The organism is Streptomyces sp. DH24, assembly GCF_029813775.1.
Classification (GTDB): Bacteria; Actinomycetota; Actinomycetes; order Streptomycetales; family Streptomycetaceae; genus Streptomyces.
Map to the genome: position 1 here is coordinate 44,293 of NZ_JARVKW010000025.1, position 26,725 is coordinate 71,017.

17 protein-coding genes and 2 pseudogenes are annotated in these 26,725 nt (G+C 72.9%); 9 read left to right on the forward strand and 10 right to left on the reverse strand.

Annotated elements, in window-relative coordinates; genetic code table 11:
• Positions 1 to 251: 251 nt before the first annotated feature.
• On the reverse strand, positions 252 to 857 hold the full coding sequence (locus tag QC282_RS20635) for a lytic polysaccharide monooxygenase (protein ID WP_279550995.1): 606 nt from the start codon (positions 855 to 857) through the stop codon (positions 252 to 254).
• A gap of 1,065 nt (positions 858 to 1,922) precedes the next feature.
• On the opposite strand from QC282_RS20635, the gene QC282_RS20640 reads away from it, so the two are divergent.
• Positions 1,923 to 2,699, forward strand: a complete 777-nt coding sequence (locus QC282_RS20640) for a calcium-binding protein (RefSeq protein WP_279550996.1) — start codon at positions 1,923 to 1,925, stop codon at positions 2,697 to 2,699.
• A 424-nt stretch (positions 2,700 to 3,123) separates the two neighbouring features.
• Here QC282_RS20640 and QC282_RS20645 read toward each other — a convergent pair whose 3' ends face one another.
• The 5 genes and pseudogenes from QC282_RS20645 to QC282_RS20660 all read right to left on the reverse strand — a co-directional run bounded on the left by QC282_RS20645 (position 3,124) and on the right by QC282_RS20660 (position 9,418).
• Complete coding sequence (locus tag QC282_RS20645; protein WP_279550997.1) at positions 3,124 to 4,326, reverse strand: S8 family peptidase; 1,203 nt, start codon at positions 4,324 to 4,326, stop codon at positions 3,124 to 3,126.
• 299 nt (positions 4,327 to 4,625) lie between these two features.
• Positions 4,626 to 4,742, reverse strand: a pseudogene (locus tag QC282_RS32345) (IS5/IS1182 family transposase); the annotation flags it as partial.
• Between the two features lie 247 nt (positions 4,743 to 4,989).
• Positions 4,990 to 6,591, reverse strand: a pseudogene (locus tag QC282_RS20650) (ferredoxin); the annotation flags it as partial.
• Between the two features lie 148 nt (positions 6,592 to 6,739).
• Positions 6,740 to 7,849: a cellulose-binding domain-containing protein gene (locus QC282_RS20655; protein ID WP_279551049.1), complete on the reverse strand. Its 1,110-nt coding sequence runs from the start codon at positions 7,847 to 7,849 to the stop codon at positions 6,740 to 6,742.
• 198 nt (positions 7,850 to 8,047) lie between these two features.
• Positions 8,048 to 9,418, reverse strand: coding sequence for a cellulase family glycosylhydrolase (locus QC282_RS20660; protein WP_279550998.1), 1,371 nt, complete (start codon positions 9,416 to 9,418; stop codon positions 8,048 to 8,050).
• Positions 9,419 to 9,938: 520 nt separating this feature from the next.
• Here QC282_RS20660 and QC282_RS20665 point away from each other — a divergent pair.
• Complete coding sequence (locus QC282_RS20665; protein WP_279550999.1) at positions 9,939 to 10,748, forward strand: thioesterase family protein; 810 nt, start codon at positions 9,939 to 9,941, stop codon at positions 10,746 to 10,748.
• A 98-nt stretch (positions 10,749 to 10,846) separates the two neighbouring features.
• The gene (locus QC282_RS20670; protein ID WP_279551000.1) at positions 10,847 to 11,686 is read left to right on the forward strand and encodes a pentapeptide repeat-containing protein; all 840 of its coding nucleotides are present in this window, start codon (positions 10,847 to 10,849) and stop codon (positions 11,684 to 11,686) included.
• Between the two features lie 160 nt (positions 11,687 to 11,846).
• Here the strand turns inward: QC282_RS20670 and QC282_RS20675 are convergent, their stop codons facing one another.
• Entirely contained in the window at positions 11,847 to 13,796 is a 1,950-nt protein-coding gene (locus QC282_RS20675) for an ABC transporter ATP-binding protein (RefSeq protein WP_279551050.1), read from the reverse strand.
• 183 nt (positions 13,797 to 13,979) lie between these two features.
• On the opposite strand from QC282_RS20675, the gene QC282_RS20680 reads away from it, so the two are divergent.
• Positions 13,980 to 14,954, forward strand: coding sequence for a lysylphosphatidylglycerol synthase transmembrane domain-containing protein (locus tag QC282_RS20680; RefSeq protein ID WP_279551001.1), 975 nt, complete (start codon positions 13,980 to 13,982; stop codon positions 14,952 to 14,954).
• Between the two features lie 36 nt (positions 14,955 to 14,990).
• On the opposite strand, the gene QC282_RS20685 is transcribed toward QC282_RS20680, so the two are convergent.
• The 3 genes from QC282_RS20685 to QC282_RS20695 form a co-directional block, all read right to left on the reverse strand.
• Positions 14,991 to 16,211: an NAD(P)/FAD-dependent oxidoreductase gene (locus QC282_RS20685; RefSeq protein WP_279551002.1), complete on the reverse strand. Its 1,221-nt coding sequence runs from the start codon at positions 16,209 to 16,211 to the stop codon at positions 14,991 to 14,993.
• Positions 16,212 to 16,341: 130 nt separating this feature from the next.
• Positions 16,342 to 17,745, reverse strand: coding sequence for an NAD(P)/FAD-dependent oxidoreductase (locus QC282_RS20690; protein WP_279551003.1), 1,404 nt, complete (start codon positions 17,743 to 17,745; stop codon positions 16,342 to 16,344).
• Positions 17,742 to 19,181, reverse strand: a complete 1,440-nt coding sequence (locus QC282_RS20695; protein ID WP_279551004.1) for an FGGY family carbohydrate kinase — start codon at positions 19,179 to 19,181, stop codon at positions 17,742 to 17,744. Before QC282_RS20695 ends, QC282_RS20690 begins: the two co-directional genes overlap by 4 nt.
• Positions 19,182 to 19,461: 280 nt before the next feature.
• Between QC282_RS20695 and QC282_RS20700 the strand changes: the two genes are divergently transcribed.
• The 5 genes from QC282_RS20700 to QC282_RS20720 all read left to right on the forward strand — a co-directional run bounded on the left by QC282_RS20700 (position 19,462) and on the right by QC282_RS20720 (position 26,701).
• A complete protein-coding gene (locus QC282_RS20700) occupies positions 19,462 to 20,451 on the forward strand; it encodes a hypothetical protein (protein ID WP_279551005.1) in 990 nt (329 codons plus the stop codon).
• Positions 20,452 to 20,581: 130 nt separating this feature from the next.
• A complete protein-coding gene (locus tag QC282_RS20705; RefSeq protein WP_279551006.1) occupies positions 20,582 to 22,114 on the forward strand; it encodes an amino acid permease in 1,533 nt (510 codons plus the stop codon).
• A 199-nt stretch (positions 22,115 to 22,313) separates the two neighbouring features.
• Positions 22,314 to 23,411: a mechanosensitive ion channel family protein gene (locus QC282_RS20710; RefSeq protein WP_279551007.1), complete on the forward strand. Its 1,098-nt coding sequence runs from the start codon at positions 22,314 to 22,316 to the stop codon at positions 23,409 to 23,411.
• A gap of 169 nt (positions 23,412 to 23,580) precedes the next feature.
• The gene (locus QC282_RS20715) at positions 23,581 to 25,800 is read left to right on the forward strand and encodes an NADP-dependent isocitrate dehydrogenase (protein ID WP_279551008.1); all 2,220 of its coding nucleotides are present in this window, start codon (positions 23,581 to 23,583) and stop codon (positions 25,798 to 25,800) included.
• 103 nt (positions 25,801 to 25,903) lie between these two features.
• Positions 25,904 to 26,701, forward strand: a complete 798-nt coding sequence (locus QC282_RS20720) for an N-formylglutamate amidohydrolase (RefSeq protein ID WP_279551009.1) — start codon at positions 25,904 to 25,906, stop codon at positions 26,699 to 26,701.
• Positions 26,702 to 26,725 lie beyond the last annotated feature (24 nt).

Consider the following 26,725-nt stretch of genomic DNA (forward strand, 5'->3'; position numbering starts at 1 on the left):
GGCCGGATCTCGCTGAGCACCTCGATTACGACAGCGAGGGCGGCATGTTCTGTGCGCTCGGGAGCCTGAGTGACCTCACGCAGCACAACGAGCGGCCCGGCAACAGTTTCCGGTCACAGCACTAGGAGCGCGGGAAGCCCCGTCGGGGCAGGGTGACCGAATGGGTCCCCTGCCCCGACGGAGCTCGGTCGGCCGGGCGGCGGGTTACCGGCGCCCGGCAGAGTCCGGTGCCGTGTGCGGCGCTCCCCGGCTCAGCCGAAGTTCACGTCGCTGCACCACATGTAGGCCTGGTCGAGGTGCGAGGCCTGCCAGATCACGAACACGATGTGGTGTCCGGTGTAGCCGGAGGTCTGGACGGGGAACGTGATGTTCTGTGCCGGGGCGAAGCGGCCGGTCTGCGTGATGAAGTCGAGGTTGCCCCAGCCCAGGGTCTGGGTCTTGGGGTCGAAGCCCTGCTTGCTCACGTAGACCTTGAAGTAGTCGGCACCGTGGGACGCCTGGTCGTACAGCTGGATCGAGAAGTTGTTGCCGACGGTGGTGGTCTTCCACGGCCCGGGCTTGTTCAGGCTGGCGTTCCTCGACAGGTTGTTGCTGCAGAGCGTCCCGTCGGGGGTGCGCGCCTGGAACTGGCCACCGAGGCCGTCGCGGAGCGCGCTCATCCAGTTCCACATGGTGTCGGGGTTGGCCTGCCAGGCCTGCCAGCACATGGGGTCTTCGGTCTGCATGGCCGGGTTCGTGTGGTTGCTGCCCCACGTCTTCCAGCACTGGTACGCGCGGGTGGCGGGGCCGACGACGGTGCCGTGAGCCTGGGCGGGGGCCGACCAGGTCAGTGCACCGACAACCACGGCGAACAGCATGACGAGCGCCTGGAGAGGCCGGCGGAGGGACGACCGCGCACGCCCGGTTAACGGACTCTGTTTGCGCATGGGGGGAACTCCTTCCAGTTGCGGAGGCTGTCATGGGAGCGCTCCCAACGGTAGGTCTTCTGAGGGAAATGTCAATGAGACAAACGGAGTTGATTACTGGGGTGGGTGGCGAGCAGGGGATCTGCCGTGAGCCGGGAGTCAGAACCGTTACCGGGACCGGAAAGCGAGGATGCGGCCTGGACTGGTGTGCGGGGCGATGCCAGGGAGGGGGGTTCGCAGCCTGGCAACGGGACCTGGTTTCGGCGTGAGGGCTGGCCAGTTCCACAACACGCGAGATCCCAGGCCCCGATGGTGCGCTTCCGTACACCCGAGTCGGCCTCGCCGGGCAAGTTGCCTGGTAGGAGCTGTGACCGTATGGCGCATCGGGCGGGGAACGCGGCCCCCGAGCCCTCCGCCCTCACCCACGTAGCGGCCGCCGGCTCGACGATCCGTCGGCAGTCCACCGCGAAGACCTCCACGGTGGCCGCCTCGTGCCAGTGCGGCACGACAGCCCTCGCGTCAAGTGCTTCCTCGACCACCGCCGATGCCGCCACGCGCACCCGCAGCGGGCACTCCCGCCACGTCCGGAGCGGCCAGGGCCTCGACGAGCTCCTCCCGGTCGGTCACCCGACGCTCCAACTCCGCTTCCGCCTCGGCGAGTCCGACCGCGATTCGTTCCGCCCGGGGGTGAAGCTCCTCCGCCCGCACCCGGCCAGCGCAGCCGCCTTCCGCTCCTCCGGCAATCCCGACCATCGGCTGTGTCGGCCAACTCCCCTTCATGGAGCCCGAATTGATCTGGCGAACCCTGCCACGGCGACACCGGGAACATGCCTGACCAAAAAAAGCCCAACCATCACATCGGGCGGGACATCGGCCTACCATGACGCCGCGTCAATTCGCGGTCTTGCAGATCCGGACCAGCCGGGGAGACTGCCTTCACGGCCGGGTCCGCCCGGTTCCCCGGCAGCACCACGCCAAGCCGGTCGGTCCACCGTCACTCCACCGAGATGAGGTCTCATGAACCGAAACCGAGCTGCCGTCAGCGCGGTCGCCGTGACCCTGTTCACCGCCGGCCTCGCCGTCGGCCCGGCAGGCGCCGCCACCGCCACCGCCACCGAGGCGAAGGCCCGCGTCGGAGCCGACTGGGCAACTCAGTCGATCGTCTTCACCGCCGCTGCAGGGCAGATCAACAACCTCAGCATTTTCTCCATGTACACCAGCGACGGGATCCGGCGGATCGGCTTCAGCGACGTGGTCCCGCTCGAACCGGGCGACCACTGTGCGTACTCCAGAGCCGAGGACACCACTTCCGTCGTCTGCGAACTGCCCGCCGACAGCCCCCGGCCCGACAGGATCGACGCCTTCCTCGGCGACGGTGACGACACGATCGCCGCCTTCACTCCCGGGATCGGCACCGTCAGCGGCGGCCCCGGCGACGACGAACTGCACGCCCACACCGCACGCACGGTGCTGGGCGGCGCGGGGAACGACATGGTCATGGGACCCGCCGCCCTGCACGGCGGCGACGGCATGGACCACCTGATGGGTGACAGCAGCAACCAGCAGATGTGGGGCGGCCGGGGCGACGACATGATCGAGGGCTACGGCGGTGACGACACCGTGCACGCCGGCCCGGGCGACGACCACGCCATGGGCGGGGACGGCCGCGACATCCTCCTCGGCGGCCCCGGCAACGACACACTGGACGGCGAAGGCGGCGACGACCTCGTCTGCGGTGGCACCGGAGAGGACACCCTCGAAGGCGGACCCGGCCGCAACATCGTCCTCCCGTAAGTGCGCCTCCATGCCCGAAGGCCCGGGCCCGCGGCGCCAACAGCGTCGCGGGCGCCGAGCCACCGCCGTCGGCGACCCGCCACCCGAGCCGCGTCAACCGCGAACGCCGCAGACGGCAGGTCCCCGCGCGACACGAGGTGACCGGCGGAACCGGACCGTCGAACCGGTCGGTCGGCGCGGGCGCGAGTCTCCACGTTGCTCGGCCTACCCGATGACGCAGAACGGATACGGCTACGCGGGAAACAATCCGCTGACGTTCTCCGACCTCACAGGAATGTGCCTGGACCCTGGGAATGGGCGCTGCCACCAGAGCACAACCACCGGATCCGGCAAGGGCGGCGACACGCGCGACAAAACCGCCAACGGCTTCCCACGGCCGCCCGGCGTCGAGCGCCGGGCGGCCGTGGCTGTGTGTCGGTCCGCGTCAGAACAGGGAGTGCAGGAGCCTGTTCGGGGAGCCGCTGCCGGCGCTCTTGACGACGCCTGTGGTGGCGTTGGCCGTGATGGCGTCGCTGACCTGGGCCGGGGTGGCTGAGGGGTGGGCGGCCAGGTAGAGGGCGGCCGCGCCGGCGACGTGCGGGGTGGCCATGGAGGTGCCGCTGATGGTGTTGGTCGCGGTGTCGCCGGTGTTCCAGGCGGCGGTGATGCCGACGCCGGGGGCGAAGAGGTCGAGGCAGGTGCCGTAGTTGGACCAGGACGCCTTGGTGTCGGTCTTGTCGGTGGCGCCGATGGTGAGGGCCTGGGGGACGCGGGCCGGGGAGTAGTTGCAGGCATCCTGGGCCTTGCCGCCCTGGTTGCCGTTGCCGGCGGCGACGGCGTAGCTGACGCCGGAGGCGATGGAGTTCTGTACGGCGGTGTCGAGGGAGGAGCTGGCGCCGCCGCCGAGGCTCATGTTGGCCACGGCCGGCTTGACGGCGTTGGCGGTGACCCAGTCGACGCCGGCGATGACGCCGGACCAGGTCCCCGATCCGTTGCAGTCGAGGACGCGGACGCCCACCACTGAGGCGGCCTTGGCGACGCCGTACGTCGAACCGGCGGCGGTTCCGGCCACGTGCGTGCCGTGCCCGTTGCAGTCGTTGCCGTTCTGGCCGTCTCCGACGGTGTCGGTGCCGATGCCGGCCCGGCCGCCGAACTCGCTGTGGCTGACGCGTACGCCGGTGTCGATGACGTAGACGCGGACGGTGGAGGCGGTGGTGTGGTAGGTGTACGCGCCGTCGAGCGGCAACTGGCGCTGGTCGATGCGGTCCAGGCCCCAGGTGGCGTTGGTCTGGGTGGCGTTGATGCGGACCGTGGCGTCCTGCTCGACGTAGGCGACGCGGGGGTCGGCGGCAAGGCGGTGGGCCTGGGCGGCGGACATCTGCGCCGCGAAGCCGCGCACCGAGGAGCCGTACACGTGGGTGAGTTTGCCGTCGAACGCGCTGGTGAGGGCCTGGGCGGTCGGCCGTACGGATGCCTTGGGGGTGTCCTTCAGAACCACGATCCAGCCGTCGGCGACGGCGGTGGCGGCAGGGGCCAGACGGACGTCGGGGCGGTCCGCGCCGTGCGCGGGAGCGGTCGCGGTGAGCAGTCCGGCGGCCAGAGCGGCGGCGGGGATGAGCACGCGAAGGTGTCGCGCGGGGGATCTCATGCGATGAACCTGACCTTTCGTTGTCCGGGTTACGGGCAATCCGGGTCGTGCGGGTGTCGCCGTCCGGGGTCTGCGGTCGGCTCCCGGCCACGGGTGGTCAGGCCGCGAACGGGCATATGAGGACGTGCGGCGCATCACCCCCGGGCGGTCGCGCGTCCTGTTTGAGTCGTTCATGACAGTGCCATGGGGTATGGAGCGCCCGCAAGATGCCGGATGCGTGCGCGTCAAGCGGCCTTCCGGGCCGTTCGGTTGCTGCGGCCTCGCGGGAACCGCCCACCGGGGCAGCCGGGTGTCGGACACGCGCCCTGGTGGCCGCTCACCGAACGGTGCCGGACCTTCCACGCCGTGAGCACCGGCTCGGTCAACGGCCACTGCCCGTCGGACAAGTCGCTGGGGAACGGCCCGCGTTCACTCAGACCGCCACCCCAGCGACGTTCTGGACGGGGTTGGCAGGGTGGGGCTCCGACGAGGGCCGTGTCCCTCGCGGGCAACGGCCCTCGAAGGCTCTCGTCCCCTCGTCGCAGGGGCCGGCCTTCACCCGTGGGCTCGGGCAGGCCGGGGCCGGTGCCTCTCGGAGGCGTCCGGGTCGGCCGAAGGCGCGGTCCCGTGGTACTCCGTGCAGGCGTCGACGAGCCAGGTGGCCAGGTAGAGAAGCTGATGCGGGCACACGCGCGCGGGGATGCCGGCGACGGTGGCGTCGCGCCAGGTCATGAACGGGAAGGCGTCGTTGCCGACGTCGAGGCCGGGGGCCACCAGGGCCAGTACGTCGCGGGAGCGGGGGCCCACCAGGGGGATGGTCGCCCAGTGTTCGGTGACGGAGGTGAGGTGCACGCGCAGGTCGGGCCACTCCGTCTGGAGCCACTCCTCCATCCACTCCAGGAGTCTGGCGGCGTTGCCGGTGGTCGTGGTCAGCAGGAACTCCTGCTCGGCCACCCGGATCACGGTGCCGTCGTCCAGGGCCACGCCGTCGACGCCGCACATCACGCCGTACCGGATCCGGCCCACCTTGAGCGGGCTCATCAGGCTCGTGTAGAGCCGGTCCAGCAGTACGCCGGCGTCCGGGCCCTGCACATTGATCTTGCCGAGCGTGGAGCCGTCCATCATCGCGACGCCCGTCCGGGCGGCGCGGCACTCGCGCAGTACCGCCTCCTCCGTCGTCTCGCCGGGCCGCGGGTAGTACCAGGGGCGCTTCCACTGGCCGACGTCCTCGAAGAGGGCGCCGTGCTCGACGTGCCAGGGGTGCAGCGCGGTCACCCGGACCGGATCGAAGAGGTCCCCGCGGTTGCGGCCCGCGAGGGCGGCGAACGCCACCGGGACGGCGGGCGGACGCAGGCGCATGGTGCCGAGGTCGGCGACGTCCACGCCGAGCGCCTCGGCGACGATGCCCGAGGTCATCACGCCGGACGTGCGGCCCTGGTCGTGGGCGGTGCCGATGGTGGTGTAGCGCTTGACGTGTTCCACCGACCGCAGGCCCGCCCCGGTCGCGCGCAGTACGTCGCGGACCAGGGCGTCGCGCTGGAGGTCGACGAACTGGTGGGAGCCGTCCGGACCGTCCTGCGGGCTGGGGACCCGCCACAGCACCCGGCCCGGCGCATCCTCCGGCAGCGGCTCGGGCGTCGGCAGAGTGGGCGTCCGGCCGGTCCTGCCGACGGCCGACAGGGCCCGTCGTGCGGCGTCGACGCCGTCGGCGAGGCAGCCGGCCAGCGTGAAGGTGCCGCCGGCCGAGCCCGCCGCGCGGACGCCGTCCGGGGCCTGCGCCGGTACGAAGGCGCCGATCGCGGCGTCGTAGCGCAGGCTGCCGCGGGCCTGGCTGAACAGGGCCACGGCCGGGTTCCAGCCGCCGGAGACGAGCAGCAGGTCGCAGTCGATGCCCCGCCGGTCGCCGGGGCGGCCGTCGCTGAAGGGGGCGACGTGCGCGCGACAGACGTGTTCGACGCCGCTGGTTCCGGTGACGACGTGCCCCGCGCGGATCTCGATGCCGTGCTCGCCGCAGGCTGCGCGCCAGTGCGCCGGCACCTCCTCGCGGGCGTCGACCACGGCGGCGATCCGCACGCCCGCGGCGGCCAGTTCGAGCGCCGCCGGGTAGGCGCTGTCGTTCGTGGTGAACACGACGGCCCGCCTGCCGGGCAGGACACCGAAACGGTTGAGGTAGGTGCGCGCCGAGCCGGCCAGCATGATGCCGGGGCGATCGTTGTCGTCGAAGGCGACCGGACGCTCGTGGGCGCCGGTGGCGAACACGACCTGCCGGGCCCGGATGCGCCAGATCTGACCGGCGGCGTACGCCCTTTCGCACCCGGTGCGGACGCACGCGGTGGGCGGGAGCGAGCGCGGACGAGCCTTCGGGCCGCGGTCCGCCCCGGTGTTCGAGGCGGAGCACCGGGGCGGACGCCCGCCGGGCGCGGTCGGCGGGCTGTCAGCAGTCGAGGGGAGCGGGGCCGACGGCCACGTCGTCGAACCACAGGGTGTCGTCGCCCGTTCCGTAGCTCTCCCAGCCCAGGCGCAGGGCGGTGGGCCGGGGCGGGGTGGTACGGACGAGCCATTGCTGGTCGATGTCCTGGGTGGGGACGCCGTCGGCGTGCAGGCCCGGAATCCGCTCGTCGCCGAGCCAGGTGTCGAGCCCGGGGGCCGTCGTGTCGATCGCGAAGCGCAGGCACTGCCAGCTTCCCGTCGGCAGCGGCCTGCTCAGCGCCACGCCGGCCGGGCTCTGGGCCGGCAGGGTGGCGTCGTCGACCTCCCGGTTCCACTGCAGGGCGCCGTTCTGGCCCCCGACGCGCAGGCTCCGCCCGCCCTGGGAGGCGTCGGGCAGGGACACGAAGGTGACGTGGGCGGAGGGCAGCGCGGTGGTGTGCCGCACCCACATGCGGACGTGCATCACCGGGCCGACCGAGGACAGGTCCGCGGTGGAGGCGACGAAGGCGTGGTTGCAGTAGCCGGCCCGGCCGTCGACGCGCAGGGACGTGCTGCCGCTGTGTGCGACGGCGGTGTCGACGGCGGCCGTGCCGCTGCCCTGGCAGTCGGGTGCGGTGAACCGCCAGTCGCCGGACGGAGCGGGACCGGTCTGGTTCTCGAAGTCCGAGCAGATCACCGCGCCACCGCAGTCCGCGCTCGGCGGTGGGGTCGTGGGCGGTGGGGTCGTGGGGGGTGGGGTCGGCGGCGTGCTGCCGTCGCCGCCGCAGGGCACGCCGCCGAGGGTGAAGTCGCTCGGCGCGGGGTCGGCCGACCGCCAGGTTCCCTGCAGGCCGAACTCGGCGGTGCTCCCCGTGGCCAACGTGCCGTTCCAGCTCGTACCGGCGGCGACGACGGACCTGCCGGTCTGGGTGACGGTCGCGTTCCACGCCGATGTCACCTGCTGGTCGCCGGTGTAGGTCCAGGCCAGACGCCAACTGTCGAGCGTGGGGCCGAGGTTGGTGACCTTGATCTGGGCGGTGAAACCGCCGGTCCACTTGTTCACGGTGTAGTCGACCCGGCAGCCGGCCTCCACGCCGCTCGCGGGCAGCGCCGTGAAGCCGGACGCCGACAGCACGACCGCGGTGAGGACCGCCGCCCAGGGCCGGCGCGGTAATCGTGAGAGCCAGGGCCGGCGCGGTAATCGTGGGAGAAGGACGCGCACGTGTGCCTCCAGGTGGGGGGTGCTTGCAGGCCGGGGTGCTTGCGAGAGAGCGATGGGAGCGCTCCCAATCGCGGAGACGGGGCTCCGGACGGGCCGGAGCCCCGTCGGGGGTCAGCTGGTGGGGAAGTTGTCGGGAGTGCTGATCCGGCTCTTGAGCAGCGCGCCGGACTCGGTCAGTACGCCACTGCTGCTGTAGTCCGTGCCGTTGCAGGTGCCGGGCTTGAACGAGGCACTGCCCTCATTGGCGTCGGAGTAGGTCCAGTTCGCGTAGCCGATCTTCAGCCGGTCGAGCAGGTCCAGCCAGGCCGTGCTGCTCTCCCGGTCCACCGCTCCACCGCCGGTATAGGTCACCGTGCCGAACTCGGTGACGAACAGCGGCAGTTGCGAGGCCGCCCGGCTCACCGTGGCGCGGTAGTTGTCCTTGTGGCTGGCGGCGTAGAAGTGGAACGCGTACATGATGTTGGTCGCGTTGACGGGGTTGTTGACGACCTCGCTCTCGTTGGAGCCGTCGGAGACTCCGAGCGAGGACCAGCCGCGGGTGCCGACGATGATGACGGCGTCCGGGTCGGCGGCCCGGATGACCGGGATGACCTGCTCGGCGTAGCTCTTGATGGCCGCCCAGCTCACGCCGTTGGGCTCGTTGGCGATCTCGTAGATCACGTTCTTCTTGTCGGCGTTGCGGGTGGCGACGGACTTGAAGAACGTCTTGGCGCGGTCGAGGTTGTAGTTCGGGTCGCCCGGCGTCAGGGTGTGGAAGTCGATCATGGCGTACATGCCGCGGGCCTCGGCCATGTCGACGAGGCTGTTCACGCGGCTGGTGAAGCCGGCCGGGTCGGTCTCGTAACCGCCCTCCTGCACGTACATGGCGATGCGGAACAGGTCCGACTTCCAGTCCTTCGCCAGCGCATCCAGGGACGCGTTGTTGTAGCACTTGCTGAACCACTGGATGCCGTGCGTGCTCATGCCCCGCAGCTGTATGGGGCGGTTGTACTGGTTGCACAGGTGCACGCCGCAGACGTGGAGCTGCCCGTTGATGCCCACGGGGGTGCCGTTGTCCGGGGCGGGCGGGGGCTCCTCGACGGTGCCCGTGCAGGCGACGCCGTTGAGCGTGAACGCCGCGGGTTTCGGGTTGGCGCCGGTGAAGGTGCCGGTGAAGCCCAGGTCGGCCGTGGCGTTGGTGGCCAGCGTGCGGTTCCAGTCGGCGCCGACGGCGGTGACCGTGGAGCCGGACTGCGACCAGGTGGCGTTCCAGCCCTGGGTGAGCTTCTGTCCGGCGTCCGGCATGGCGAACTTGAGCGTCCAACCGGTGACGGTGGAGCCCAGGTTGGTGATTTTCACGCCGGCCTGGAAGCCGCCCTGCCACTGGCTGGTGACCGTGTAGTCGACCCGGCAGCCGGTGGCGGCCACGGCCTGGGGGGCGACCAGTGCCGTGAGGCCCAGGACCGTCGCACAGGTCGCGAGTAAGGCCAAAAAGCGTTTCAAAGCGTTCCTCCTCGTGCGATACGGGAACAGCGCGATGGGAGCGCTCCCAAAGCCCATCGGCCCGAGACCGTACACCGACGCGCCGACGCGCGATAGGCATTCGACGGCCGAACGATGCGACGGGTGTGGGTGATTGCCGCTCGCACGGACTCCGCCCGGCCGCAGAGGCACGCCGTCGAAGCGCCCCCGAAGCGCTCCGCGGAGAGCGGGTTCGGGGGCGGTGGGCCCGTGAACCGGGCCCGGAACCGAGGCGGTGGGCCGGCACTTCGCCGGGGTGCGGCGGCCACGACCCTGCGCAGGGTGTGGCAGAAGTGCTCGCACGGCGTACCGGCGCGACCGCCGGCGCCGTCGCCCCTCACGTCGAGGCCGTAGCGGTCGCCGCGGACCTGTTCGTCGCGGTGCCGAAGGCGAAGGGCCGGGCGGCTGAAGTGCGATCCACGTCACGAGCCTCGCGCCCCGTTCGCCGGAGACAATTGGCAGGCACACGTATCCGCCCGGCCGACGAAACACGAGGCATCCCTTGAGCAGTTCCGCCCAGGCGCCCGACAGCTACTTCGAGCGCATCGACGAGCACCGTTTCAAGCCCACCGTGCACGCGGGCGGGGCCTGGGACACCGACGAGATGCACTTCAGTCCGCTCGGCGGGCTCGTCGCGCACGCCGTCGACCGGCATCGGGTCACCGTGGGGGCGGACGGCGGCCTGCTGCTCTCCCGGATCAGCTACGACATCCTGGGGCGGCTCGCCCTGGACGAGTGCGAGGTGCGGGTGGAGACCGTGCGGCCGGGGCGCACCATCGAGCTGGTCGAGGCCGTCGTCTCCATCGCCGACCGGCCCGTGGTGCGGGCCCGGGCCTGGCTCCTCGCCGAGGTCGACACCCGCGCGGTGGCCGGCGGCGGTGCCGAGCGGCTCACCCCGCCCGACGCGCTCGCGCCCTGGGACATGGCCGCGCTGTGGCCCGGCGGTTACATCGCCTCCATCGACGTCCGGCCGGTGACGCCGCCCGAGCCGGGACGCGCGACCACCTGGATCTCCAGCGCGCTGGATCTCGTCGCCGGTGAGGCCAGTGGTCCACTCGCGCGCTACCTCGCGCTCGTGGACACCGCCAACGGCATCGCCGTACGGCAGCCGCCCACGGAGTGGATCTTCCCGAACGTGGATCTGACCGTCCATCTGCACCGGCAGCCCACCGGCCGCTGGACCGGCCTGGACACCAGCGTCACCTTCGGCCCCGCCGGACAAGGGCTCACCAGCACTGTGCTGCACGACGTCGACGGCCCGGTGGGACACGCCCAGCAGTTGCTGACCGTACGGCCCCGGCCGGGCCGCTGACCGTGCGGGCGATCCCTCGGGCGGGGCGGGCGCGGTCTGGGAGAATGGCGGGCCGAGCACCGGCGGAAGGTGCTGGTCACGCAGGAGAAGAGCGCACCGTGTCCCGACCCCCGGCCGAACCCGCGCCCGAGCATCGCCGGCCCCGCGACGATCTCCGGGCCGACTGCGGGAGCTGCTTCGGGCTGTGCTGTGTCGCGCTGCCCTTCGCGCGGTCCGCCGACTTCGCCGTCGACAAGGCGGCGGGCACGCCGTGCGCGAACCTCCGGACGGACTTCCGCTGCGGCATCCACGCGCGGCTGCGCGACAAGGGCTTCTCCGGCTGCACGGTCTTCGACTGCTTCGGCGCGGGCCAGAAGGTCTCCCAGGTCACCTTCGGCGGCACGGACTGGCGGCGGGCACCGGAGAGCGCCGGCGCCATGTTCGAGGTGTTTCCCGTCATGCGGCAGCTCCACGAGCTGCTGTTCTACGTCACCGAGGCCCTCGGTCTCGCCCCCGCCCGCCCGGTGCACGAGGAACTGCGGCGGGCGCGGCAGCACCTCGACGCCCTCACCCGGGGCAGCGCCGAGGCGGTCGTCGCCCTGGACACGAACGCACTGCGGGGCGAGGTGAACGAGCTGCTGCTGCGGGCCAGTGAGCTGGTGCGCGCCCAGGTGCCCGGCCGCCGCAGGAATCACCGCGGCGCCGATCTGATGGGCGCCCGCCTCGCCGGCGCCGATCTGCGGGGCGCGAGCCTGCGCGGTGCCCTCCTCGTCGCCGCCGATCTGAAGAGGGCCGACCTGCGGACGGCGGACCTCATCGGTGCCGACCTCCGGGACGCCGACCTGCGCGGGGCCGACCTCACCGGCGGCATCTTCCTCACTCAGGCCCAGCTCAACGCGGCGCGCGGCGACGCGGCCACCAGGCTGCCGACGGGACTCGACCGCCCCGCCCACTGGTGACCGCGGCACCGCGACCGCCTGTCCGGGGCGCCGAACCGGGCTGCCGTCACCGCCACTTGGCCCGTCCGGACACCGAACCGGCTCTCACTCTCGGCCAGTTGGCCCGTGCGCACGTCGCACGGGACGTCCGGCTCCGTCACTCACCCGTCCGGGGCCCCGACTAGGCCGCCGGTTCCGCGACTTCCTCGGCTTCCACGGCTTCCACGGCTCCCGCTGCTTCCCCGACTTCCGCGGCCTCCACGGCTCCCCCCGGCGTCCGGCTCGCGAACTGCGTGCGGTGCAGTTCCGCGTAGCGGCCCCCGGCCGCCAACAGCTCGTCGTGCGTGCCGCGTTCCACGATCCGGCCCGCCTCGACCACCAGGATCTGGTCGGCCGCGCGGACGGTGGACAGCCGGTGCGCGATGACGACGGCCGTCCTGCCCTCCAGGGCCTCGGCGAGCGCCTCCTGCACGGCCGCCTCCGAGGTGTTGTCCAGGTGGGCGGTGGCCTCGTCCAGGATGACGACGCGCTGGCGGGCCAGCAGCAGGCGGGCGATGGTCATGCGCTGGCGTTCGCCGCCGGACAGCCGGTAGCCGCGTTCGCCGACCACCGTGTCGAGGCCGTCGGGCAGGGACCGTACGAGGTCGTCGAGGCGGGCGCGGCGCAGCGCGTCCCACAGGTCGTCGTCGGTCGCGGCGGGCCGGGCCAGCAGGAGGTTCGCGCGGACCGTGTCGTGGAAGAGGTGGCCGTCCTGCGTGACCATGCCCATCGTGTCGCGCAGGGACGCCGCGGTCAGGTCACGGACGTCGACGCCGCCGACGCGCACCGCGCCCGCGTCCACGTCGTACAGGCGCGGCAGGAGTTGGGCGATGGTGGATTTCCCGGCGCCGGAGGAGCCGACGAGCGCGACCGTCCGGCCGGGTTCGGCGCGGAAGGAGACGCCGCGCAGCACCTCGTCGCCGCCCCTGGTGTCGAGGGAGGCGACCTCCTCCAGGGATGCCAGGGAGACCTTGTCGGCGGACGGGTAGCCGAAGCGGACGTCCTCGAACTCGACGGCGACCGGGCCCTCGGGTACCTCGCGGGCGTCCGGGCGCTCGGTGATGAGCGGCTTCAGGTCGAGCACCTCGAAGACCCGCTCGAAGCTGACCAGGGCGCTCATCACCTCGACGCGCGCCCCGGCGAGCGCGGTCAGCGGCGCGTACAGGCGGGTCAGCAGCAGCGCCAGCGACACGACCGCGCCGGGTTCCAGGGCGCCGCGCAGGGCGAAGAAGCCGCCGAGGCCGTAGACGAGCGCGAGGGCCAGGGCCGAGACGAGGGTGAGGGCGGTGATGAAGGCGGACTGGGCGGTCGCGGTGCGCACGCCGATGTCCCGGACCCGCCGGGCGCGCTCCGCGAACTCCGCCGACTCCTCCTCCGGGCGGCCGAACAGCTTCACGAGGGTGGCGCCGGGCGCGGAGAACCGCTCGGTCATGCGGGTGCCCATCGCCGCGTTCAGCGTCGCCGCCTCGCGCTGCATGACGGCCATGCGGCGGCCCATGCGCCGGGCCGGGATCACGAACACCGGCAGCAGCGCCAACGCGAGCAGGGTGATCTGCCAGGACAGCGTGAGCATCACGGCGAGCGTCAGCAGCAGTGTGACCAGGTTGCTGACCACTCCGGACAGGGTGTTGCTGAACGCGCGCTGCGCGCCGATGACGTCGTTGTTGAGACGGGACACGAGCGCGCCCGTACGGGTACGGGTGAAGAACGCGACCGGCATGCGCTGCACATGATCGAACACGGCCGTCCGCAGATCGAGGATGAGTCCCTCCCCCAGCGTCGCCGAGAGCCGCCGGGAGAGGATTCCGAGCGCCGCCTCGGCGACGGCGATGACCGCGATCAGCAGCGCCAGGCGTACGACGGTGGTCTCGGTGCCGTCCGACACGATCGCGTTGACGACGCTGCCGGCCAGGACGGGCGTGGCCACAGCGAGCAGCGCCGTCGCCACCCCGAGCAGCACGAACAGGGCGATGCGGCGGCGGTGCGGGCGGGCGAAGGCGCCGATGCGGCGCAGCGTCGCGCGTCCCGGGGGGCGGGGGTCCTGCTGGGCGTTCAGGACGCTGTGCAGCTGTGTCCAGGCTGTGATCTCCATGCTCATGAGGACGAACGTAGGACCTCAAGCTTCCTTGAGGTCAAGCCGCCGTCGGAGCCCGCGCCGGTCGCCCCGCCCACGCGGTCCCCGCTGCCGCCGCCTCCTGATCCGCTGCCCGTCCGTAAGGCGCCGTCCCCGCGTCCGAAACCCGGTGTTGGCGCGGGAGGGACAGGCTGTCCGGACGTGACAGCAGTACCGGTTTCCGAGCGCCCCGCGGGGCCGCGCTCCCGTCGCGTCCCGGTCCGGCAGATCCTGTGCCTGCTTCCGCTGCTGCTCGTCGTCGTGGTCGCGGTGCGGCACCGGTCCGTGCTGGCCGAGGGTGTCGCGGGGCTGGGCAGCGCCGAGTGGCCCTGGCTGCTGGCCGCGGTCGGCGCGACCTGCCTGACGTGGGTGGCCGCGGCCCTGACCCGGCAGGGCGCCGTGGTCGATCCGCTGCCCAAACGGCGGCTGCTGGCCACGCAGTTCGCGGCGGGCGCCGCCAACCACCTGTTGCCCACGGGGCTGGGCGCGAGCGCGGTCAATCTGCGGTTCATGACGGTGTGCGGGCTGTCCCTCGGCCGGTCCTCGGCCGCCCTCGCCCTCTACGTGCTGGCCGAGAGCGTCGGCCGGCTGGCCCTGCTGGGCGCCCTGCTGCTCGCCTTCCCGGACGCGCTGCGGCTCGGCGGGCTGCTGCCGGACGGCTCCGCGGGTCTCCTGCCGGCCGTCGTCGTGGCGGTGCCGGCCGTGGCCGCGGTGGCGCTCGCGTCCGTACGGCGGCTGCGTGCGGCCGCGCTGTCCTTCCTGCGGACGGCGCTCGCCGAGGCACGGTCGGTCCATCTGCGTCCGGCGCGGGCGCTCGCGCTGTGGGGCGGCTCGTTCGCCTTCCCCGCGTTGCAGGCCGCCGGGCTGGTGGCGGTGGGGCGGGCGCTGGGGCTGCCGGTGCCGGTGTGGCACGTGGCGCTGGCGTATCTGGCGGCGACCGTCGCCGTGGCGCTGGTGCCGACGCCGGGCGGGCTCGGCTCGGTGGAGGCGGCGCTGGTGGTGGCCCTGCTCGCGGCGGGCGGCCCGGCGGCCGTGACCACGGCGGTCGTCCTCACCTACCGGATCATCACCCTGTGGCTGCCGCTGGTGCCGGGGGCCTTGACGCTGGGCGCGCTGGTGCGGTGGAAGGTCATCTGACGGCCCTCGCGCGGCGCCCCGTGCGCGGCGACGGGGTCAGCCGACCCTGACTTGTACCGGCCCTCCGCCGGGGTCGACGCGGTGCGTCCAGCGTGCCGTCAGGCGCAGAGCGCGGTTCGGGAGCGCCGGGCCGAGGCGGGTCTCGTGCAGCGGTCGGCCGTCCTGAGTGACCGTCAGCGCCACCCGGGGAAGGGGAACGGACGTCCGCAGGACGTACGGGTGGCGGTCGCCCGGCGTCACGCGGTTCGGGGCGATCCAGCGCAGCGGCGGGTCGGCGAGGAGCGGGACTCCCGCCGGCCACTCGGCCCGTGCCAGCCAGGCCCCGACGGCGCGGGCCACGTGCGCCCCCTCGCGGGCCGCCGTGCCCGCCCGCTCCACGGCGTGCAGCACGTTGCCGGCGGCGAACACGCCCGGCCGTTCGGTGCGCAGGGCGCCGTCGACGGCGGGGCCGCGGGTGCCCGGGTCGAGGGCGAGTCCGCCGCGCCGGGCGAGTTCGTGGTCGGGCACGAAGTCCCCGGTGAACACGACGGTGTCGCAGCGCAGGGTGGCGGTGCGGCCGTCCCGGTGGCGGATCCGCACGCCCGACAGGCGCCCGTGGCCGACCAGTTCGGTGACCGTCGTGCCGGTGAGCAGCGGAACGCCCCGGCGCAGTCGGGCGTCGAGGGCGCGGGCCGGTGCCGTCTGGGCGCGCGGCAGTTCCGTGACCATGGCGACGACGTCGGTCCCGGCGGCCCGTACGGTGCCGGCGGCGGCGTACGACACGTCCTCGGCGCCGACGATGACCGCGCGCGTGCCGATCCGCTGCCCGTGGAGGTGGACGGCCTGCTGGAGCTCACCGGTGGTGAGGACGCCGGCGGGCCGGGTGCCGGGGACCAGGCGGGCGGCGCGGGGGCGTTCGCGGGCGCCGGTGGCCAGCACGACCGCGCGGGCGGTGATCGTCTCCGCGCCCTCGGGCCCGACGGTGTCGAGCGTCAGCGGGCCCGCCCAGTCGAGGGCGGTCACCCCGGTCCGTACGGCCGCGCCGGACCGCAGTGCCGCCTCGGTGAGCCGGCGCGCGTACTCGGGGCCGGTCAGCGGGTGCGGCCAGGGCCCGAAGCCGCCGTGGGCGCAGTGCCGCGGTACTCCCCCGGCCCGCTGCTCCCGGTCGAGCACCTCGATGCGCCGGCCCGTACCGGCGGCGGCCAGCACCGCGGCGGCGGCGAGCCCGGCGGGCCCCGCCCCGACGACCAGCACGTCGACCCGGCGTTCCCCGGTCATGACCTCGCCCCCTTCAGCGGTGCCCGCCGCGCGGACCGGTGCGACCGGGTCCCGCGGCACCCTCGGCCCGCGCCGGTCCGGCGCGTCCCGGTCTCAGCCGCGCCTTCCTCGTCGGTCCGCCCTGTTCCGGTCACCGCTCCGCCTCCTCCAGCAGTGCCCGTACGGTCGCGCCGCAGTAGAAGCCCTGGCAGCGGCCCGCACAGGCGCGGGTGCGGCGGCGCAGGCCGTCCGGGGTGCGGGGCGGGATCGTACTGGCGAGGGCGTCGCGGATCTCGCCCCGGGAGAGGCGCTCGCAGTGGCAGACGAGACGGCCGTACTCCGGGTCGGCGGCGACGAGTTCGGGCCGCTGGTGCGGGCGCGGGAAGGCCTCGCCGAGGTTCGGCATGGGCACCGGTTCCAGGGGGCGCTCGGCGCCGGGTTCCAGACCCGCGTCCGTGAGCAGGCCCATGACGTGCTCGGCGATGGCGAGGGACGCCGTCAGGCCGGTGGAGCGGATGCCGCCGACGGTGACGTACGCCTGCCCGGGGTGGGCGCGGACGCGGTAGTCGTCGTGCTCGGTGGCGGCGCGCAGCCCGGCGTAGACGGCGGTGACCTCCTCGTCGAGCAGTGCGGGCAGGATGCGGCGGCCCTTGTCGCGCAGCGCGGCCAGGCCCTCTGCGGTCGAGGCGGTGGCGGACTTGTCGTCCAGGTCCTCGGCGGTGGGTCCGAGCAGGACGTTGCCGTACACGGTGGGCGCGACCAGGACGCCCTTGCCGAGGGCGGTGGGCACGGGCAGCAGGATGTGCCCGACGAGGGAACGGGCGAACTTGTCGAAGACGATGAGCTGGCCGCGCCGCGGCGTGACCGTGAAGTCGTCGTGGCCGAGCCGCCGGTCGAGCGTGTCGGCGTGCAGCCCGGCCGCGTTGACCAGCAGGCGGGCCCGCAGCGCGCCCCGGCCGGTGCCGAGGACGTGCAGTCCGTCCCGCCGGCCGACGTCCGTCACCGGCGAGTTGAGGTGCAGGTCGACGCCGTGCCGGACCGCCTGCGTGGCGTACGCGAGTGTCGTCGTCCAGGGGCAGACGATGCTTTCGCCGGGCACGTGCAGGGCGCCGAGCGCGCCGGGGCCGAGGTGGGGTTCGCGGGTGTACAGCTCGTCGGGGCCGATGATGCGGCTCGCCCGGTACTCGTTGGCCTCGGCCTTCTCGGCGAGGCGGGGCAGCGCCGCGAGCTGCTCCTCGTCCCAGGCGACGAGGAGGGCGCCGACCGGTTCGACGGGGATGCCGGACTCGGCGGCGTACGCGGTGAGCAGGCGGGCGCCCTCGCGCACCAGCCGGGCCTCCAGGGAGCCGGGGACGGCGTCGAAACCGGTGTGCAGGATCGCCGTGTTGGCCTTCGAGGTGCCGTCGCCGACGTCGTCGCGGGCTTCCACGAGGGCCACGCGCAGGCCGGGGTGCCGGGCGAGCCGGCGGGCGATCGCGCAGCCGACGACGCCGGCGCCGACGACGGCCACGTCGTACGGCTCGGCGGGCAGGGGTCCCTCGGCCGTGACCGTCATGCGGGTGTCCGTTCCAGGAGGGCGGCGACCTCCGCGCGGAACCGGGCGCGGCGTTCGGCGGCCTCGTCGGCGGTGACGCGGGGTTCGTACACGGCGGACGGTTTTCCGTCGGGCAGGGCCTGTTCGAGGGTGGTGGCCGCGCCCGCGCCGAGCCGGGCCAGCGCGCCGGCGCCCAGTGCCGTCGCGTCGGGCAGCGCGGACACTTCGACCGGGCGTTGCAGCAGGTCCGCCTGGGTCTGCATGAGCAGCGCGGAGCGGGTCAGGCCGCCGTCGACGCGGAGCGTGCGCAGCGGGGTGCCGAGGTCGGCCGCCGCGGCGTCGGCGAGTTCGGCGACCTGGGCGGCCAGCCCTTCGCACAGGGCGCGCACCAGGTGCCCGGCGGTGGTGTCGAGGCCGAGACCGGTGAGCGAGCCGCGCACGTCGCCGCGCCACCAGGGGGCGGCGAGCCCGGCGAGGGACGGCACGAAGGAGACACCGCCGCTGTCGGGGACCGTGCCGCCCACGGCGTCGAGGTCGGACGCGTCGGAGAGGACGCCGAGGTCGGTGAGCCAGCGCACCGCGGAGGCGGCCGTGTACACCTGGCCGTCGAGGCAGTAGCTGGTGCGTCCGCCGAGCCGCCAGGCGACGCAGCTCACCAGGCCGGAGTCGCCGCGGCGGGGGGTGTCGCCGGTGTGGGCGAGCAGGAACGCCCCTGTGCCGTAGGTGCACTTGGCGGCGCCGGCCGCCGTGACGCGCTGGGCGAGCAGGGCGGCCTGCTGGTCCACGACGAGGCCGGTGAGGGGGATTTCGGGGCCGAAGGCGGTGGTGGTGCCGACGGGGTGGGCGGCGTCGACGACCTCGGGGAGGCGCTCGCCGGACAGGCCGAACAGGTCCAGGGCGCGCGGGGACCACTGGGCACGGTCGAGGTCGAGGAGCTGGGTGCGTCCGGCGGTCGCGGCGTCGGTGACGAAGGCGCCGGTGAGGCGGTGCACGAGCCAGGCGTCGGTGGTGGTGACGACCCCCTCGCGGGTGAGGTGACGCCGTATCCAGGCCATCTTGGGCGCGGCGAAGTACGGGTCGAGGGGCAGTCCGGTCAGCTGCCGCAATTCCTCGGCGTGCGGCGCGAGTTCGTCGCAGACGCCCTGGGCGCGGCGGTCCTGCCAGACGAGCGCGTCGGTGAGCGGGCGGCCGGTGCCCGGGTCCCAGGCGAGGACGGTCTCGCCCTGGTTGGCCAGGCCGAGCGCCGTGACGGGTTCGCCCGCCTCGGCGAGGGCGCGCCGTCCGGCGTCCACGACGGAGCCGTACAGCTCCCCGGGGTCCACCTCGACCAGGCCGCCGGGCAGATGGCGGGGGCGTACGGCGGCGAAACCGGTGCCGATGACGCCGCGTTCGGGGCAGATCACGAGGGCCTTGGTGCCGGACGTGCCCTGGTCGACGGCGAGCACCGCACCTGTCATCGCGCCTCTCCTGTCGCACCGTGGAAGATCACCGCGCGCCAGCCTGCCGCCGCCGCGCACACCGCGTCAAGCACCTGCCCCACCGCCCCCGGCGGCGGGGGCCAATGACGCGGAAAGGTAACGGAGTTCGGCAGGATGAGGACAACGGGCCGGTTCCGGAACGTGACGCTCTATATAGTGACGGCCGACCGAACGTGACTCCTCAAACTGCGCCCAGAGGAGGGCTGTTGTCACACCAGCCTGCCGCCTTGCCCGGCCCGCCCCCGGGAGCGGCCGGGTGATGGCCAAAGAAGGAGCACGCCCCGCCTACGACCCGGCCGGGCACGACAGTGCCCTGCGGGCCGCCCTGCAGGAGGTGCGCGCCGGGCGCTGGATGTCGATGCGCGAGCTGCTCGAACAGACCACGACCTGGTCGCAGTGGACGCAGCGGACCCAGGTGCTCGCCGCCGCGGCCGCCGGCACGGACGTGGTGCGCACCTGGCGTTCGGAGGAGCCGAAGAACGTGCACGCCTCGGTGATGCACGCCCGGGTCTGCGTGGAGCGCGCGCTGCGGGCGGGCCGCGAGGGTCATCGCCGTACGCACGAGCTGTGGCAGGAGGCCTGGCACGCGTGCGACTCGGCCGCGCACGCCGCCCCGCACGATCCGGTGCCGTGGGTGTGCCTGCTGGCGCTGGCCCGGCTGGACGAGGGGCAGCGCTGGGCGGAGCACCGGGTGCCGCCGCCCGAGCCGATGCTGCCGCCGGGGCCGTGGGGTCTGCTCGCGCAGGCCGACAAGCGCGACCCGTACAACCGTGAGGCGCACCACCGGATGCTGCAGTTCCTTTATCCGCGCGGGGATTCGGCGCGGCTGGCGGAGGCGTCCGGGTACGCGCACTGGGCGGCGGGTTCGGCGCCGCCCGGGTCCGCCCTGCATGTGCTGCCGCTGTACGTGCGGGTCGAGCGGTATCGCCGCTCGGGCGGTCGGGACGCCGCCCTCGACCTGCACTGGGTGGCGGAGGACGCCACGCGTGAGGCGCGCCAGGCCTTCCACAGCTGGTTCGAGCTGACCCGGTCCGACGAGCGTTCCCTGCTCGACCTCAACCACCTCGCGCACGCGCTGTGGGGTGCCCTGCAGTTCCCGGAGGCCACCCAGGTCTTCGACGCGCTCGGACCGTACTACACCCCGCTGCCGTGGGCCTACCGCACCAACGAAGCGCGGGACGCCGGCCAGGCCGTGGACGTGTTCGTGCAGGCCCGGGCCCGCTGCCGGTCGGCGGGCCGGCGCACCTGACACCCCGCAAGCCCTCAAGACTCCCGCGAGGCCCCCGACTCCCGTACATTCGCCCCCCGTTCGTCCCTTCACGTCACCCCCCGCCCCCCGTTCCCCCCTCCCCCGTCCCGTTCTTCCCGGAGGTTTCGGCATGTCCCCCACCCAACGACCCGCGCACGCGCAGGGGTCCCCGCATCACGACGAGGAGCAACGCCTGCGCGAGCTCGGCTACCGCCCGGTGCTCGCCCGCCGCATGGGCGGCTTCGGCAACTTCGCGATCAGCTTCTCGGTGATCTCGATCCTGTCCGGCTGCATGACGCTGTACGGCTTCGGCATGGGCGCGGGCGGTCCCGCCGTGATGCTGTGGGGCTGGGCGGGCGTCGGTCTGTTCGTGCTGTGCGTGGGGCTCGCGCTGGCCGAGGTCACCAGCGCCTATCCGACGTCGGGGGCGCTGTACTACATGGCCGACCGGCTCGGCGGCCGCCGCTGGGGCTGGTACACCGGCTGGCTGAACCTGCTCGGTCTGCTCGGCGCGATCGCCGGCATCGACTACGGCGCCGCCCTGTTCACGGGCGCGTTCCTGAATCTCCAGTGGGGATTCGAGCCGACGCCGGAGAAGACCTTCCTCATCTTCTGCGTGATCCTGCTGCTGCACGCGGTGCTGAACCTGTTCGGGGTGCGGCTGGTCAGCGTGCTCAACTCGATCAGCGTGTGGTGGCACCTGGCGGGCGTGGCCCTCATCGTCGGCGCGCTGGTGATCGTCCCCGACCACCACCAGTCGGCGTCGTTCGTGTTCACCGAGTTCGTCAACGACACGGGCTGGGAGAACCCGCTGTACGTGGCCGCGATCGGTCTGCTGCTCGCCCAGTACACGTTCTCCGGCTACGACGCCTCGGCGCATCTGTCCGAGGAGACCGCCAACGCCTCGGTGTCGGCGGCGCGCGGCATAGTGCGGGCGATCTGGGTGTCGTGGGTGGCCGGTTTCGTCCTGCTGGCGGGACTGACGTTCGCGATCCAGGACTACGAGGCCACGCAGAACAGCGCGACGGGCGTGCCCCCCGCGCAGATCCTGCTCGACGGACTCGGCACGGACGGGGCGAGCGCCCTGCTGCTGATCGTGATCGTGGCCCAGCTGTTCTGCGGCAACGCGGAGGTCGCCGCGGCCAGTCGCATGGTGTTCGCGTTCAGCCGGGACCGGGCGCTGCCCGGTTCGGCCGTGTGGCGCAAGGTTTCCGCGCGCACCCAGACGCCGGTCGCGGCGGTGTGGCTGTCGGTCGGCGTCGCCTGCCTGCTCGCCCTGCCGTCCCTGTACTCGGCGACGGCGTACGGCGCGGTGACCGCCATCAACGTCATCGGCATCACGCCCGCGTACGCCATCCCCGTGTTCCTGAGGCTGCGGGCGGGTGACCGCTTCACGCCGGGGCCGTGGAACCTGGGCAAGTGGAGCCGGCCCATCGGCATCGTGGCGGTGGTGTGGGTGGCGTTCGTCACCGTGCTGTTCTGCCTGCCGCAGTCGTCGCCGGTGACGGCCGACACGATGAACTACGCGTCGGTCGCCCTCGCTGTCGTGCTGGTCCTCGCCACCGTGTGGTGGTTCGTGGCCCGCCGTTCGTACGGCGTTCCGACGACGGCCGCGTACGGCACCGACAAGGAACAGGCGGAACTGGCCGAAGGCATCGTCTGACCACCCGCTTCCGACGCCGGACCCGGTACGAACACCCGTGCCGGATACGGCAGGATGAGCGATCGCGCCGGCCGTGCGGGTTCTCGCGCGGCCGGCGCGCCGGCACATCTTGGAAGCGAACAGGTGACGACGTGACGACACTTCACATCCGGCCGTCGGCGAGGATATTCGCCGCTGACCTCCGTCGCGGGGGTGACCGGTGACACGGTCCCTCACGGTGGACGACCTGGTCCTCGCCGGAATCGCCCTCGGGGCGGGTCTGCTGGCGGCCTTTCTGCTGCGGATGCTGCTGCGCCGGCTGGGCACGTACGCCGACCGCACCCGCTGGAGCGGCGACGACGTCATCGTGGACGCCCTGCGCGCCCTGGCGCCCTGGGCGGCGATCTCGGCCGGCGCGGCGGGCGCGGGCGCGGTGCTGCCGCTGACGCAAACGGTCCAGCACAACGTCAACCAGGTCCTGACAGTGCTGCTGATCTTCCTGGCGACGGTGTCGGCGGCCCGGGTCGTCGCCGGCCTGGTCCGGTCGGTCACCCAGTCCCGGTCCGGGGTCGCCGCCTCGGCCACGATCTTCGTGAACATCACCCGGGTCCTGGTGATGGCGATCGGCTTCCTGGTGGTGCTCCAGACGCTGGGCGTCTCCATCGCACCGCTGCTCACCGCCCTGGGCGTGGGCGGTCTCGCGGTCGCCCTGGCCCTTCAGGACACGCTCGCGAACCTCTTCGCGGGCATCCACATCCTCGCCTCCAAGACCGTCCAGCCCGGCGACTACATCCGGCTGAGCAGCGGCGAGGAGGGCTACGTCGAGGACATCAACTGGCGGCAGACGACGGTCCGCAACCTGTCCAACAACCTGGTCGTGGTCCCCAACGGGGAGCTCGCGAAGACCAACATGACCAACTTCATGCGTCCCGAGCAGCAGCTCACGATCATGGTCCAGGCGGGCGTGGGCTACGACAGCGACCTGGAGCACGTGGAGCGGGTCACCGTCGAGGTCGTCTCGGAGGTCATGCAGGAGGTCTCCGGGGCGGTGCCCGACCACGAGCCGGCCGTCCGGTTCCACACCTTCGGCGACTCGCGGATCGGGTTCACCGTGATCCTCGGTGTCGGCGAGTTCAGCGACCAGTACCGGATCAAGCACGAGTTCATCAAGCGCCTGCACCGGCGCTACCGCGAGGAGGGCATCCGCATCCCGGCGCCCACCCGGCAGGTGTCGCTCCAGCAGGGTGCCCCGGGGATCCCGCCGCAGCGCACCGGCGGTGCGGTCGCGCCGGACGGGACGGCCCGGCTGCACGACTGACCGCCGCGGTCTCCCGCGCACGGGCACTGGGGTGTGCGCCATCTCACACCCCAGGTCCGTGCGCGTCGGCGCATCGCCCCGCACGTGACCGCGAACCCCTGTCGAGCCGGGGACGATCACGAGATATCTTGATGTCGAGCAATGTTGCAGACGTGGAGCGGAGCACCCGGTGACTGACTCGACCATCATCTATACGCACACTGACGAGGCCCCGGCCCTGGCGACGTATTCCTTCCTGCCGGTGGTCAAGGCGTACGCCTCGCAGGCGGGTGTCGCCGTGGAGACGCGGGACATCTCGCTGGCCGGGCGCATCATCGCCGTCTTCCCGGAGTACCTGACCGAGGAGCAGCGCATCCCGGACGCGCTCGCCGAGCTCGGCGAGCTGGCCAAGACGCCCGAGGCCAACATCATCAAGCTGCCGAACATCTCGGCGTCCATCCCGCAGCTCAAGGCCGCCGTCGCCGAGCTGCAGAGCCAGGGCTACGCGCTGCCGGACTACCCGGACGACCCGAAGACGGACGAGGAGCGCGAGATCCGCGCCCGCTACGACAAGGTCAAGGGTTCCGCCGTGAACCCGGTCCTGCGTGAGGGCAACTCCGACCGCCGCGCCCCGGCGTCGGTGAAGAACTACGCCAAGAGCCACCCGCACCGCATGGGCGCCTGGACCCCCGAGTCCAGGACGAACGTGGCGACCATGGGCCAGAACGACTTCCGCTCCACCGAGAAGTCCGTGGTGATCGCCGAGGACGGCGCGCTGCGCATCGAGCTGGTCGGCGACGACGGCACCACCACCGTGCTGCGCGAGTCCGTACCCGTCCTCGCCGGCGAGGTCGTCGACGCCTCCGTGATGCGCGTCGCCGCGCTGCGCGAGTTCCTCACCGCGCAGGTCGCCCGCGCCAAGCAGGAGGGCGTGCTGTTCTCCGTGCACCTGAAGGCCACGATGATGAAGGTCTCCGACCCGATCATCTTCGGTCACGTGGTGCGCGCCTTCTTCCCGAAGACGTTCGCGAAGTACGGCGAGACCCTCGCCGCGGCCGGCCTCACCCCGAACGACGGTCTCGGCGGCATCTACAAGGGCCTGGAGAACCTGCCCGAGGGTGCCGAGATCAAGGCCTCCTTCGACGCCGAGCTCGCCGAGGGCCCGGAGCTGGCGATGGTCGACTCCGACAAGGGCATCACCAACCTGCACGTCCCGTCCGACGTGATCGTCGACGCCTCCATGCCGGCCATGATCCGCACCTCCGGCCACATGTGGGGCCCCGACGGGCAGGAGCACGACGCGCTCGCCGTCCTGCCCGACTCCAGCTACGCCGGTGTCTACCAGGCCGTGATCGACGACTGCCGCGCCAACGGCGCCTACGACCCGTCGACCATGGGCAGCGTCCCGAACGTCGGCCTCATGGCGCAGAAGGCCGAGGAGTACGGCAGCCACGACAAGACGTTCGAGATCCCGGCCACCGGCACCGTCCGCCTGGTCGACCAGAACGGCACCGCCCTCATCGAGCAGACCGTCTCCGCCGGCGACATCTTCCGCGCCTGCCAGACCAAGGACGCCCCGATCCGCGACTGGGTGAAGCTCGCAGTCACCCGCGCCCGCGCGACCGGCGCCCCGGCCGTGTTCTGGCTGGACGAGACCCGCGCGCACGACGCCAACCTGATCGCCAAGGTCGAGCAGTACCTGACGGAGCACGACACCGAGGGCCTGGAGATCAAGATCCTCAACCCGGTGGAGGCGACCAGGTTCTCCGTCGAGCGCATCCGCCGCGGCGAGGACACCATCTCCGTCACCGGCAACGTGCTGCGCGACTACCTGACCGACCTGTTCCCGATCCTGGAGCTGGGCACCAGCGCCAAGATGCTGTCGGTCGTCCCGCTGATGGCGGGCGGCGGCCTGTTCGAGACGGGCGCCGGCGGCTCCGCGCCGAAGCACGTCCAGCAGCTCGTCAAGGAGAACTACCTGCGCTGGGACTCCCTCGGCGAGTTCTTCGCCCTGGTGCCGTCCCTGGAGCAGTTCGCGAAGGTCACCGGCAACGCCCGCGCCCAGGTGCTGGCCGACGCCCTCGACCGCGCCACGGCGACCTTCCTCAACGAGGACAAGTCCCCGACCCGGCGCGTCGGCGGCATCGACAACCGCGGCAGCCACTTCTACCTGTCCCTGTACTGGGCGCAGGAGCTGGCCAAGCAGACCGACGACGCGGACCTGGCGAAGGCCTTCGCCCCGCTCGCCGAGACGCTCGCGGCGAACGAGCAGAAGATCGTCGAGGAGCTGAACGCCGTCCAGGGCAAGCCAGCCGACATCGGCGGCTACTACCAGCCCGACCCGGCGAAGGCGGCCGAGATCATGCGCCCGTCGGCCACCTGGAACGCGGCGCTCGCGTCCCTGAGCTGACCGCGCGGCCTCCGGGCCGCAGCGCAGGCGCCCACCCCGCCCCGTCCGGCGTCCGCCGGGCGGGGCGGAGCCGTCCCCCCGACCACGCCCCCGGAGCAGCCCCGTGTCCCAAGTGCCACGCCCCTTCGAACTGCTGCCCGGCGCCGCGCGGTCGCCGGTCGTCCTGCACGTGCCGCACTCGGCGCGGGAGATCCCGGCCGGGGTGCGGGCGGGCATCGTGCTGGACGACGCGGCGCTCGCACGGGAGTTGGACCACATCACCGACGCGCACACGGCCGAACTCGCCGACGCGGCGGCCGCACGGGCGGGGCTCACGCCCTGGCGGTTCGTCAACCGGCTGTCGCGGCTGGTCGTGGACCCGGAGCGGTTCCCGGACGAGCGGGAGGAGATGCTCGCGGCCGGCATGGGCGCCGTGTACACGCGGACCACGCACCGCGCCGAGCTGCGGCCCGCGGACACCGACCCGGAGCCGCTCCTGCGGCGGTACTTCCGGCCGTACGCGCGGGCGATGACCGAGGCGGTCGCCGACCGGCTCGCCGCGACCGGGCGGGCGGTGATCATCGACGTGCACTCCTACCCCACCGCCCCGCTGCCCTACGAACTGCACGGCGAGGGGCCGCGCCCGCCGGTCTGCCTCGGCACCGACGCCTTCCACACGCCGCCCGCCCTGCTGGAGGCGGCCCGCAAGGCGTTCGGGCGCTGCGGGGAGGTCGGCCTGGACAGCCCGTTCGGCGGCGCGTACGTACCGCTGGAGTTCTACGGCAAGCGGCCCGAGGTCGCGGCGCTGATGGTGGAGATCCGCCGGGACACGTACATGGCGGAGCCGGGCGGCCCCGCCGGGCCGGGCCTGGACCGGCTGGCCGGCGCCCTCGCCGAGCTCGTGGCGGCCGTGTCCCGCTGAGGGCGGGACGGGCTCCCGCCCCGC

Bases quoted from the DNA above. Each gene is read 5' to 3' on its own strand.
- QC282_RS20685 (WP_279551002.1), bottom strand. From the start codon at position 16,211: ATGACCGGGGAACGCCGGGTCGACGTGCTGGTCGTCGGGGCGGGGCCC.
- QC282_RS20675 (WP_279551050.1), bottom strand. From the start codon at position 13,796: ATGGAGATCACAGCCTGGACACAGCTGCACAGCGTCCTGAACGCCCAG.
- QC282_RS20645 (WP_279550997.1), bottom strand. From the start codon at position 4,326: ATGAGATCCCCCGCGCGACACCTTCGCGTGCTCATCCCCGCCGCCGCT.
- QC282_RS20700 (WP_279551005.1), top strand. From the start codon at position 19,462: ATGGCCAAAGAAGGAGCACGCCCCGCCTACGACCCGGCCGGGCACGAC.
- QC282_RS20640 (WP_279550996.1), top strand. From the start codon at position 1,923: ATGAACCGAAACCGAGCTGCCGTCAGCGCGGTCGCCGTGACCCTGTTC.
- QC282_RS20690 (WP_279551003.1), bottom strand. From the start codon at position 17,745: ATGACGGTCACGGCCGAGGGACCCCTGCCCGCCGAGCCGTACGACGTG.
- QC282_RS20635 (WP_279550995.1), bottom strand. From the start codon at position 857: ATGCTGTTCGCCGTGGTTGTCGGTGCACTGACCTGGTCGGCCCCCGCC.
- QC282_RS20695 (WP_279551004.1), bottom strand. From the start codon at position 19,181: ATGACAGGTGCGGTGCTCGCCGTCGACCAGGGCACGTCCGGCACCAAG.
- QC282_RS20705 (WP_279551006.1), top strand. From the start codon at position 20,582: ATGTCCCCCACCCAACGACCCGCGCACGCGCAGGGGTCCCCGCATCAC.